The 12,239-nt window shown below is 31.0% G+C and carries 12 protein-coding genes and 1 pseudogene; 2 read left to right on the forward strand and 11 right to left on the reverse strand.

Features of this window, described 5'->3' with window-relative positions:
• The 8 genes and pseudogenes from AAON49_RS00360 to AAON49_RS00395 all read right to left on the reverse strand — a co-directional run.
• A pseudogene (locus tag AAON49_RS00360) lies at positions 1–539 on the reverse strand (heavy metal translocating P-type ATPase); the annotation flags it as partial.
• Between the two features lie 7 nt (positions 540–546).
• Complete coding sequence (locus tag AAON49_RS00365; protein WP_120201171.1) at positions 547–753, reverse strand: GDCCVxC domain-containing (seleno)protein; 207 nt, start codon at positions 751–753, stop codon at positions 547–549.
• A 5-nt stretch (positions 754–758) separates the two neighbouring features.
• Entirely contained in the window at positions 759–1,346 is a 588-nt protein-coding gene (gene merTP / locus AAON49_RS00370; RefSeq protein WP_349551791.1) for a mercuric transport protein MerTP, read from the reverse strand.
• Entirely contained in the window at positions 1,343–1,705 is a 363-nt protein-coding gene (locus AAON49_RS00375) for a DUF3703 domain-containing protein (protein ID WP_349551792.1), read from the reverse strand. Before AAON49_RS00375 ends, merTP begins: the two co-directional genes overlap by 4 nt.
• A 56-nt stretch (positions 1,706–1,761) precedes the next feature.
• Positions 1,762–2,178 carry a Fur family transcriptional regulator gene (locus AAON49_RS00380; protein WP_349551793.1) on the reverse strand — a complete coding sequence of 139 codons (417 nt, stop codon included), beginning with the start codon at positions 2,176–2,178 and terminating at the stop codon, positions 1,762–1,764.
• Entirely contained in the window at positions 2,178–4,361 is a 2,184-nt protein-coding gene (locus AAON49_RS00385) for a TonB-dependent receptor (protein WP_349551795.1), read from the reverse strand. The genes AAON49_RS00380 and AAON49_RS00385 overlap by 1 nt, the downstream gene beginning before the upstream one ends.
• Positions 4,362–4,412: 51 nt before the next feature.
• Complete coding sequence (locus AAON49_RS00390) at positions 4,413–4,730, reverse strand: DUF6660 family protein (protein ID WP_349551797.1); 318 nt, start codon at positions 4,728–4,730, stop codon at positions 4,413–4,415.
• Between the two features lie 214 nt (positions 4,731–4,944).
• On the reverse strand, positions 4,945–5,298 hold the full coding sequence (locus AAON49_RS00395; RefSeq protein ID WP_349551798.1) for a DUF7222 domain-containing protein: 354 nt from the start codon (positions 5,296–5,298) through the stop codon (positions 4,945–4,947).
• A 365-nt stretch (positions 5,299–5,663) separates the two neighbouring features.
• Between AAON49_RS00395 and AAON49_RS00400 the strand changes: the two genes are divergently transcribed.
• Both AAON49_RS00400 and AAON49_RS00405 read left to right on the forward strand, forming a co-directional pair.
• On the forward strand, positions 5,664–7,373 hold the full coding sequence (locus AAON49_RS00400) for a BT4734/BF3469 family protein (protein WP_349551800.1): 1,710 nt from the start codon (positions 5,664–5,666) through the stop codon (positions 7,371–7,373).
• A 445-nt stretch (positions 7,374–7,818) separates the two neighbouring features.
• Positions 7,819–10,911, forward strand: a complete 3,093-nt coding sequence (locus AAON49_RS00405; protein WP_349551802.1) for a DEAD/DEAH box helicase family protein — start codon at positions 7,819–7,821, stop codon at positions 10,909–10,911.
• A 135-nt stretch (positions 10,912–11,046) separates the two neighbouring features.
• Here the strand turns inward: AAON49_RS00405 and AAON49_RS00410 are convergent, their stop codons facing one another.
• The 3 genes from AAON49_RS00410 to AAON49_RS00420 form a co-directional block, all read right to left on the reverse strand.
• On the reverse strand, positions 11,047–11,232 hold the full coding sequence (locus AAON49_RS00410; RefSeq protein WP_349551803.1) for a hypothetical protein: 186 nt from the start codon (positions 11,230–11,232) through the stop codon (positions 11,047–11,049).
• Positions 11,222–11,359, reverse strand: a complete 138-nt coding sequence (locus tag AAON49_RS00415) for a hypothetical protein (protein ID WP_349551805.1) — start codon at positions 11,357–11,359, stop codon at positions 11,222–11,224. The genes AAON49_RS00410 and AAON49_RS00415 overlap by 11 nt, the downstream gene beginning before the upstream one ends.
• A 68-nt stretch (positions 11,360–11,427) precedes the next feature.
• Complete coding sequence (locus AAON49_RS00420) at positions 11,428–12,045, reverse strand: hypothetical protein (protein ID WP_349551807.1); 618 nt, start codon at positions 12,043–12,045, stop codon at positions 11,428–11,430.
• Positions 12,046–12,239: the final 194 nt, after the last annotated feature.

Genomic DNA, 12,239 nt, shown 5'->3' on the forward strand with positions numbered 1-12,239 from the left:
ACACGAATTTGAATTTTCTCTCCAATAGTTACATCTTCTGGGGAAACACTTGTAAAATCACCATCACGAAATACATTGGCTTCTTTTGGACGAACATCTAATAATGCTTTAATGTTTCCTTTGGCTCTTTTAACTGCTGCTTCCTGAAATAGTTCACCAACTGCATAGAACAACATCACTGCAACACCTTCTGGGTATTCACCAATGATAAATGCACCAATAGTTGCAATGGACATTAAAAAGAACTCAGTAAATACATCTCCTTTTTTGATACTGCTCCACCCTTCTTTTACTACAGGAAAACCTACAGGTAGATATGAAATACTGTACCACGAAATACGAACCCAATCTTTAAAGAAGAGAATATCGAAATAATCTGATACTATCCCTAAAATAAGCATTGTAAAACTTATAATTGCAGGTATATAGGTTTTGAAAGAACTACTATCTCCATGGTCGTGATTATGCCCGTGATCATGGTTATGTTGTTTTTCTGAATTTGGGTTTAAATCTCTTAAATTGATTTTCTTTTTTTTCATTTAATGATTAACAACAGCTTTTATTTTGTTGAATTGGTGGACAAGGAACTGTACCATAAGAACAATACACACAACAATCTCCTTTGTTTGGTTTTAAAACTGTTTTGCATTTCTCACATTCATAAAAGAATTGACAGGCATTTGTTGGCATATCTTCTTCCTTTTTATGACCACAGGTTGGGCAAGTGATTTCAGATTTTAATATAGTTTGCATCAATTTTAATTTTTATCAGTTACTTTATAACCTGTAGAATTAATTGCTTTCTCAATTTCTAATTCATTAGTTTTAGTTTGGTCATACTCAATGATTGCGTTACCATTCTTGTATGATGTTTTTGAGTTTACAATTCCGTTAAGTTTATTTACTTCGTGGTTTACGTGAGCTTCACAACTGGCACAAGTCATTCCACTTATTTTATACTCTGTTGTTTTGATATTTGATTTATCAACGACAACAATTTGTTTCTCTGAATTTGGATAAAACATACTTGAGTAGTATGGAAATGCCAACATCACTATTGCGAATACTGTTACAACTCCTAAAAAGGTTTTTGACTGAATAAATTTTGGTTTTTTATCCGTTTCACATTCACAGTCGATTTCTTTTTCTGGTTTTAATTTTTGATACCAAGCAAAGAGAAGAACTAATATAGTTAGCCCTATTAAGTAAGGTCTAAATGGTTCTATCCAAGAAAAAGTTGAAGCTACACCACTTGTTCCTGCAATTAATGCCAAAACAGGTGTGATGCAACACAATGAAGCTGTGATTGCTGTTAGAATACTTGTAACCGCTAATTTATTTTTCATTCTATATCTAATAATTTTTCAATGTCATTTGGAATAGGCATACGTTTTAATGGTGGTACGTTTGCGCCACCTGTATTACCAAGAGGAACGTGATTTATGAATGATTTCCAACCACCAACAAGCAATCTAATAATTTGACCGAATACTTCTCTAGTATCTTTTTGTCTAAATCCAAACTTTAGCATTAGCCAATGTGAATAGGTATGTTCTACAAGATAAGACTGTCCTATTATATGACTGCGTTCTAAATGAAACCAAGCATTACCAAACTGCTCATTTTCTAAACAGAAACTGTATTGTTTTAATTCTTCGTTATAAGCCTGTTTGATATGTTTAGGTATTTTAGTATTAAACTTCATATCCACTAATTTTGGATAAAAGTAATTTAATAGTAAGTGCAATGGAAGTGCATTTGTTATCCACTACACTTATCACATATACCTTTTACAACCAAGTTTACATTTTCCGAAACAAAGCCATCAGGTACTTTAATTTGTGGTATTTTATGTTCTGTTAGGCAAATGGTTTCATTGCAATTATTACAATGGAAATGTAAATGCAAATCGTTTTTTATATCACAATTACATCCCTCTTCGCATAACGCATATTTCGTAATTCCTGTACCATCGTCTATTTGATGAACAATGACTTTCTCTTCAAAGGTTTTTATGGTTCTGTATAGTGTTGTTCTATCTGCTTTATCAAAAGCATTTTCTATATCACTTAACGTTACTGCGATTTGTTTTTCTGCTAAAAACTTATAAATCAGTAAACGCATTGCCGTAATACGTATACTTTTTGATTCAAATAATTCTTCTATAGTTTGTGTCATTAATCATCATCGTTGTTGCCAAAAGGCTTAATAATAACCCCTAAACTAAAAATAAAACCATCAGTTGGAGCATAAATCTCAGGAAAAACAGGGTTTTCATGTGGTGGTAATACTAATGGAGAAAACCTACTCTGTCTTCTATCTGTAAAGTTTTCAAAATTAGCAAATACACTTCCAAACTTAAAATTACGAACTAATAACAATCCCATAGTCACAAAATCAGTAGTTTCTGCTCCGTTAGATAAAAACTGTTTTCCTGTATAGTAAGTTTCATAACCAATTCTCCATTTTTCTGACTCATACATGAATACACTTCCTGCATTGTGTTTAGCTGTCAAGGGTTTTTGAGGGTTACCAGGTAAGTAATTTAGCTTAGTATCTATAAGTGCATAATTTAAGAACCAACGGAAGTCTTTATAAGTAAACTTAATATTTGTCTCTGCTCCTTTACTTAAAATTTTATCTGGTGCATTTTCAAACCTAAACAAGCCATTATTTGTTGAGTTTAGAAGCAATCCATCATTAATAGCTGTAACATAAAACAGTTGGTTTATTGAGAAACCGATCTCATCAGATAATCGTGTTTGATAGTTTACATCAAAATTAACCCCGTAGGAACGCTCTGCATCTATCGTAGATTTATCAATAGCAAGTACATTTTCAAAATTGATATACTCTGCTTCTTCGGTAAAAATATCTGGTATCTTATACCCTAATCCACCTCCAATTCTACTTGAAAATCCATTGTCATTTTTGTAAAGCAAGGAAACTCTTGGTAGTGGAAAGAAACCAAAATCTGTATTGTAATCAGTACGTAGACCAGTTTCTAATATCCAATTGTCAGAAAGATCATAGATGTTATTTACAAAAGCTCCAAAAGTGACATCTTTTTGATCTCGCTGTAAAGGAGCATTATCATTTTCATCAAAGTTTGAGCTATATAAATTTGCTCCAATTATCCAGTCTACTTTTTCTGTTTCTTTGTTATATGTTAATTCATTAAAGGTATTTACTTGCTTCCCATCAAAGTTAAAATCAGGAACGGTTAAACTTCTATCAAAAAACGAGATACTGTTTTTGAACTGTAATGAGCTTATAGAATCTAATTGCGTTTCATAGACAAACTGACTGCTTAATCGTTTTGAATTGTTTTCTTCAGTATACTGATGAATACCATCTTCACCATTCTCAATTTTATTAATATCTCCACCAATCCTATCATCATAGGTGCCATTTAATCCAAACCAAATTGTTGTTTCTTCAGATGGGTAGTAGAACAGTTTTGGGTTGAAGGAAATTGATGTTGTTTTTGGTAAATTACTAAAACCATCATTTTCTGGATCGAATGCTTTTTGATAATGACCAGAGCCGTAAAGCGAAAAACCAAACTTCTCACCTCGTTTACTGTAAAACACATTTGCTGTACTTCCTAATGCTTGTGTTTGGGTGAGCATTATATCCAATGCAGGTTCTTCTTCGGGTGTTTTAGACACCATATTTACTAAACCTGCTATTGCTCCACCACCATAGAGTGTTGATGAACTACCTTTAATTATTTCAAATTGTTTTAAGTCTAAAGGAGGTATTTGTAGAATGCTTAAGCCACTTGAAAAGCCACTGTATAATGGAAACCCGTCTCTTAACAATTGGGTGTATCTACCATCTAATCCTTGAATTCTGATATTGGTATTACCGCTACTCAAAGAGGTTTGTTGCATTTGTATTCCTGTACTTTCACGAAGTACCATAGAGATATTTGTTGGATTCATGATAGTCTTTTCACCAAGCTCTTCAGCACCAATAAATTCAATGCGTGTAGGTATTTTCTTGACGGTTCTAGTACTTCTTGTTGATTGTAAGGTAATAACATCTAGTTGGTTTCCTTCCTTTAGTTCAAATACCAAAACCTTGTTACTAGGAACTTGAATTGTAGCTTCTAATGTTTCAAATCCTAAAAAAGAAATTGTAATTAGGTGTTTACCATTTGGGATTTTTGAAAACTCTGCAATACCCTCAATATTTGTTACTTCACCTTTTTTTAAGGCTTCAAAGTAAACCGTTGCACCTATTAAAGGTTCGTTTTCAAGCTCTGTTATTACTTTGATTTTTATATCTGATGTTTGTGCCTGTATTGAAAGGCAAAAAATTAAAATGAGTTTGACACTCAATATGTATTTATTCATTGAAATTATAAATATGATTAACTAAAAATTGATTTTAATATCGTGTTGTTTTTAGCTAATCATTTTTGGCGGTTGCCAGATAGAAGAATGGAAATCAAATCTATAATTTGATTGATATAAAGAAACTATTTCCGTGGATATTTTTTCACTATTATCTAAATCGTAAAGCTCCAGAGATAGGTAGGTTATTGACATTCCGCAACAACTACAAATACAGGTAGCTGGGCAGGAATCATCACTATCATCTTGATGATTGTGATTCAAACTTATTTCATCTTGATGCTGGTCGTCAATATTTTGACCATCAGAGCATGGTTTCAATGATAGAAACAGCATAGTTAATGATAGGATAAGTGTTAAAAATTTCATCACTACAAATGTAAAAAATTAATGATGCAATGGTTGTGCAAAAACTAAATAGGTTTAATATGTGATATTCAGGAAGTTTATAGTAATTATTTTAATTTACTAATAGTGTTTCTTCGTTCTTTTCCTTTTACATTTTAAATGAAAAACTATCTTGCTCTTTTTTGAACAAAAAAATAATCAGTATGTGAAAGTTGTCACATACTGATTATCTAGGCTAGTATTCGCTAAAAGCAATAATTTCACTCATCATACTTTCCCAAGCAAACCATGAGAGCCAATTGAAATATTGTGTCTCATCTTGAGGACTAGGCTTATTTTCTAGTTTCCCGCAATTTGTTTCAAATTCATCCAGAACTTGTAAAATCGATAAATGATGTTTTTTTGCAAAAGATACAGTATCCTTATAATAAATCATACCAGAAACAGACCCACTATTCGCAGTGTAATAATCTTGAGGATGGCTAATTAATAAATCCCATTCTACACCTCCTTGTTTTAAAATTTTTCTATGAAAATTTGGAAAAGAGCTGAACTTTTCCAAGAATTTCTTCTTACTTAATTTAGACATAATTTACTGTTTCCAGTAAGGCTATCCATCCAGTAATAAGACCCTGCAACAAAAATATTAAAAACTGACCATTTTTGAGTTATTCCCTCACTCAAAGCGATTAAATCGTGTTCGCCTTGTATATAATGAAGGTTATTAAAGACCAAAATAGGTATTTAATTAAACCTAGTTCTTTCAAAAGGACCAGCAGCGAATAAATCCTGAAATACTTACTATAAATAGCTTAAGCTATAAAATTGATCTATAAATGAACTTTATAGGTTTCTGATCTGGACCATCTGAGGAAACACGCTTTTAATATATAATAAAGCATGTTTTCCACACTTGGGTCATATAAAAGATACACTCAATATTAAAATTAAACAATGAGTAAAAACTATTATTATTTTTCAACTCATACAATCTATCCGCAGATTTACACTAGGTTAACTGCATACGCAGAATACCAAAAACTAGATGAAGAAACTCAAACTTTATTAGACAAATTCGTAAACAACTTTGCAAAACGTAACAAGCAAATTAGCACGTTAGATTATTGCTCTAATTTTTTAGCAAAACATAAAGATGAGCTTTATGAACTTGATAAATTAAAATCCACTACATCAAAACAATTTCTTTATAATTTCTTAGGGTACTCTAAACTTTGGGGTGCCAGTACGAGATCTTTTGGAAGAAACAGTAAAGGCAATAAAGAAAGAGCAGAAAAAATTTCAGAACAAGAGTTAATTGATGAAATGACTAACCCTAAGGCATCCATTAAAAAATTATTAGACGTTTCAGGAGGAGATCTGTCAGCTGTAAAACCATTTTTACCAGCTATTATGATATCACTTAAAACCAATACTAGAGACAATGACAAAATGAGATTCAAACATACAGGTAAATTTTGTTTTGATTTCGATAAGTTTAAAGACAAAGAAGAAGCTATTTTTTGGATGGAAAAAGTATGGAAAGGAACTAAAAATATAAAGCCTTATATGGGTTTTGTATCTCCTAGAGGTAAAGGGTTCAAGCTATTTTGTCAAGTGGATATTTCGAACCCTGATTTTCAAGGAGATTTTGGTTCAGAAGATAAAGAAGTTGTTGAAAAGCATCATAAAACATGGTATCAAGGAGCAAGGAAAGAATTAGAAACTAAATTTCCTGAACTTAAAGAACGAATAGATTCAGCGACTAATGACCCTCAACGTTTGACTTATATTCCTTTTATTGCAAATAAAGAGATCGATTTTAAATATGATGCTTCAAGGTTGTCTTCTTATACTGAAATAGTTGAAAATGAAAGGAAACTAGCTAGTGAAAAACTTCTTAAAAAAATCTCGAAGCGACAAGTTGAAGTTGATAGAATAATGAAAGAGCAGAATATTACTTGTCAAGTACAGGCTTATAATCTACTACTGAAAAAAGGGAAATATAATTTTGACTTAGAATTTGAGAAAGAGAAATTTATAAAAGTAGTAGATTTTATAGAGAAGGAGAGCCATAAAGATTCTCGAATTCAAGATTGGATCTCGAAAGAGTTTGATAGTTATCATTCTCTTCAAAAATTAAGTTGGGCTTTATATGGAGTATTTGAAGATTTAGCTATTGAGCAAATTAAAAGATTAATTCCTGAAGGCTCTAACAAACTAGACGAGGATCATAATGATTATCGTTGGGCTATTAAATCTATAAATGATTATAGTCAAGAAATGCTTAAATCATTAACACCAGCCCCCTTCTATGATAAAGTGAGAAAGTTACCTATTGTTAATGATTTTATTTCTGATAACTTTGGAACTTCCTTTAAAAATTTATCAGACTTTAAAATTATCAATGATTACTACGAAACTTACATTCGTAATAAAAATTTGGATGATGACACAGAAAATCTTGCTGAATTCTTAGACGACATAACGATGTATCTCGACAAGAAAAAGTTAAGGTTGCCTCTAATAGAAAAATTTGACAGCATTACTCCAGAAGTATCATTAGGACCAAATGATTATTTAGATAAAGATGTAATGCATAGTATTTTTCAAGAGAAATATGCTGATAAAAGAGTTTTCTTTTTACGAAGCCAGTGCGGTAAATGAAGTGCCGTCTCAAGATGGGAGTCTTGAGTAATAAAACATTTGAATTGCTGGAAAGCTACAGCCACAATCAATTTGAAAAATTGATGAAGGTACGTAAGTGAACAATAAAAAACTTGCGCTAAGTCTGCTAATCAGCAGCTAAACTAATTCATGATATTTTAAAATGACCCACTTGTGGAGTGCGTCTATTAATATATAATAAAGCATGAGATCCACACTTGGGTCTTTGTAGAGAATTAGAAAGTTCAGAGACTATCCCTAGCGGGAGTACGCCAGAAGTCTGGTGGAAGTGAATGTTGCCTAGAACAGGTAAAGATATAGTCCGATCTTATAGGAAACTATAAGCAGAAAGATATTATAAATATGCTTTCGGGAATGAAGTAACGACTCATTCTGAACATTAATGACTGGTAAAAACAGTATTACAGGGAATTTAAAATATAAAATGCCTGGAAGAATTGCTATTGGCATGCCTTACAAAAGTATAGGAGATCAGATAGCAGCTGATGCTTGGAACAGCAATGAGCAAAAAGAAAATGAAGTACAGCTGTTTGTAAATTCAACTGTAGAAGCAACACTTAATAGTTTTAAAGATTCAGACAAAGATACGATTAAACTGAACTACCAAAAGACATTAAAAGGTACAGAAATTCCAAAAAATAAAGAATTAGCGATTTTAACTACCTATAACCAAATACTAAACATTTCTCATGAAGATATGGCTACATTTGACTATGTTGTTATTGATGAATGTCACATATTGTCGGATGGATTAAACTATAGAGCAAATGTAATTGCTAAGTTGATTAATTATTTGATCGAATTTGTAGCCAAGAAAAGAAATTCGAAAACCAAGATTATCTTTATGACGGGTACACCAAATGTAGAAGCTTTAGTAATTCCAGAATTAATGAAAGAGCAATCAATCGAAGATTTATTTCAAATCATAAAAATCGACAAAAAATATAAAGTTACTCCTAAAATGTATTTAACACATTTGGATACTACTGATACAAAAAGTAGAGATGAAACGGTAATTTCTCAAATTAAAAAATACCTTAAAGAGGACAGGAAGGTCGTACAAGTTTTCAATAATAAGGAAAAAATGGATGACTACAGAAGGGAGCTTCAGACTAAGATTTCATCAGATGTCAAAGTTGGATTGTTCTATTCTGGTTCTAAAGGATCCTGTACAGAGAACATCTTAGCTGGTAAGTTTGGGGAGTATGATATAGTACTTGCTACGACATGTTTTATCAATGGAATCAATATTTATTTGGATGGTATTTCCAAAGACGAAGTTTCCAAAGGAGGGATCTCTTCGCAGAAATATGCTGTAGTAATAGATCTTGGTAATAGGCATAAAAAAGTGAGTGCATTAGATGCTATCCAAACGATAAACAGGTTTAGAAATAGATGCTGCAATTGTACCGTGTTTTTACCTAAAATATTTAAACCAGACTTAAGTAATAACTCAAGAAAATTTGATTTGAGAAATGCAGGGAATGTTATTTTGGGTATTAATAAATATAACCACCATTTATTATCTGCTAATAAAAATAGAGAAGCGAACATAATAGAACAAGTAATGCAAAAACAACAGATTCATTATTTAAATGAAATTAGAAAAAACCCAAGTAAAGTAACAAAAGAGATGATTGAGAAAAAAATGCAACAAAGTAAAGATGAAAACGCTGTAATAAGAAGTATTGAAAAGAAAACAGACATTTATAAAGATTGGTTTTATTCCATGGATGGATATCATTGTTTAGCTAAAGATGCAGGGATTTTATCTATAGTTAAACATATAGATGATTCTAAACCCTTAAAAGATATTTCTAAAGAACATCTTCCTATAGAGAATAAAGTAGTTAAAAATTTCTTGGATGATGATAAAGTTTTAAATTATTTAGAAAATCAATTAGACCCAGATAAAAGAGTGTTCGTAAGAGCGTCAGGAGTTATAACTGATCCTTTAAGTACTAGTGTAGGGAACTTCAAGGTTGTAGATTTAAAGAATGGGAAATATGAAGTAGAAGGAGATTTTCATGTCTCACATGAGAGAGCTATAGATAAATTAATTCATTACCATTTAAAACTATCTTATTGGTATGGAACAGAGAAGGCTATCGAAATTTTAAGATTCCTGATCAATGACAATATAGATTTTGATCCTTTCAAAGCCCCAAGTTACCTTAAAAGTATTGCGAATTACGTAAGCCCCTTTTCTTACCTTACTAAGGATAAATATTTAAAAGGAATAAACTACTTAAGAGCTTTAGATTATCTATCTCAAAAGAATATTGGAATTATAAAAGAAGTGGCATCAACAAGTGTTTCTTTTACTTTCATCAATGATGAAATTGTTTCATGTCTAAAAAATATGTGGGCTAAACAGCAATTTGAAAAAATTGGTTACAGTATTAATCATATTGAGTCTATGCAATCTAAGGATGAATTAAAGCAGGAGTTTTCTGATGAAGAATTGATAAGAGAAGAGGATTTAGAAGATTTAGAAGATCAGCTAAGTAAACTAACCATCTATAGACCAATGAGAAAGAATAAAAATGGTGAGGTAAGGTCTCATGAGAGAATTATTATTCCTAGAATATTAAGAAGCGATAAATTATTGTCTGGAATGGAACTAGATGCTGGCTTAATACCGCCAGAATATTCTGACCTTACTGATAGTAATACTGAATTTAAAAATTTTACAAATAAGATTTTTAAAAGGTTGGAAGATCATATGAATCCATCTTCAAGATCAACTCATGCTCATTTAGAACCTATTTATAATTCTTTAAAAATTAAACTGAAGAAAAGCGATATTCAAGTTGGAACAGAATTTGTCGAAGGGATATTGAATGATCCAAAAAAGAATAAACTTCCAGAAGTGTCAAAAATACTTAATGCACTCAGAAAAGATTTAAAAAGGTTAGATAGCTGTTTATTGTCTGCTTTTAAAACAGCAGAACATCTTACCTACAAGAACCTACATGATCACAAAAGAATACTTTTTATCGAGCAAATATTTTTATGTGATAAGGACTTTAAGCTAGAGTCACTTGATGACAAGTTTACTCCAGATCAACCCGATTTAAAAATTACTGATGTTTACGATTCTTTATGTAAACATTCAGATACATTTACAAAAGCTAAAAAAATAAAGGTTCGAACAGAAACAGGTAGAGAAATTATAAATTTTTCAGACAGTAAACCTTCAAAAGTAACTAAATCTGCTCATGTAATTATTGACAGTAAAGACAACATTATTTATGCCAATTTTGATCAGAAAGCTACATGTAAGTTCTTGTGTCACTACGCTTATAACAATGAAAGGTTTAAAATGAAAGATGGAAGTATTCCCGTAAAAGATTTTAATAAAGGGATATATAACCCAAACACCTTTAAAAGAGATTATTATGCTAATAGTTCTACTACTAAAACAGTTGTAAATTATATCATTAAAGTTTATGATGTAAACATTAAAGAGTACGTTACATATGTAAAATCTTTAGAGCATAAAAAAGCGAGTTAAATTATATATTTTATCAAAAAAACAAACCAACCCAATTAGTTTTGGGTTGGTTTGTTTTTATTCAAAATGAATAAAATGTATTTGATACGGTATTTTACTTGATTCACCCCTAATGATTTAGTCAGAATATATGAACTATTTTTTATTACCCCCACCATTTTTTGGAATAATAAAATCAATACAACTATCAATTATTTTATTGATACGTTTTCCAGTTTTTTTACCTGATTTGTAAATCTTTGTCTTTGAAAATACATAGTCTATGTTATCAAATAGATTCTCAACAGTTCTTGTACTATTTCTAATCCAGTTATTTTTCATTTTTATTCTTCTTTTCCTGATTGATTTGTTTGAAATTTTTAATAGATTTTTTTCCTAAAAAAACTCCTATTCCGAGAGCGAAAAGAGAAATAGCCCCTTTAGTGATAGCTTTTGTTAATTGATTCATCAGATTTAATTTTATAAAAACATCACTCTCTTTTTTACGCAAGAGAGTGATGAGATATTTGGATATTTTTAATAATTATTAGAAACCAAAATTCCAGAAGACTGAACAGCCTTAATCCTTTCATTTTTGACTCTACTATTTATCTCACTTCCCATACCACAGTTAACACCTGTAAAGTCAGAAATTCTATTCTTTTTTGTCTCTTCGGTGTTTAATTCTGGATAGAAAGTAAAATTGTCACTGCAATAATCTCCATAGCCATTTCGATCACTTCTTTTAGATTCAAAATAATATCCTTTAATCTTTATAACATCTTTTATATCGCCATTTGAAATCAACTGAAACTCTTCTTGTATTTGATGTGAACTTACAATTATGTATATACTGTCGTATCTACTTACATAATGTATTTTTTCAGATTCATAGATTTTCTTTCTTTTAATTTCATTGGTTTTAACTTCTAAATCGTAGTTGATTCCATTCTCGTCTGTAACTGAAGGGTTATTCAAAAAATACTTGACTTTTTTTATTTGTTCAATCCTTTCCGTGTCGACATCTTTTTCAACTTCAATCTTTCTCGTTGATTCATTTTCTTCATTTTTGTTTTTCTGACTTGATGAATTGCATGATGTTAGCATAGATAAAGCCACTAGAAAAATCATTGAAAATTTTAAAAACGTTTTCATAAATATATTTGTTTTTTGATTCCTGCGGAGCAGCTAACAGAATGTTAGTTAAAAAAGAAAGGTGTGCTCTCCTACTAATTCAGCTTGCACAGAGGCTCCGCTAGAAACCTTAACTACACCAAACAGCACAGAGATAACACACCCAAATTGAGTGTGCATCTACTTATTGTACTGCTCCTGTAGTTACTTGTTTA

Origin of the sequence: Pseudotenacibaculum sp. MALMAid0570, assembly GCF_040151415.1 — a bacterium.
Taxonomy (GTDB): Bacteria; Bacteroidota; Bacteroidia; order Flavobacteriales; family Flavobacteriaceae; genus Polaribacter.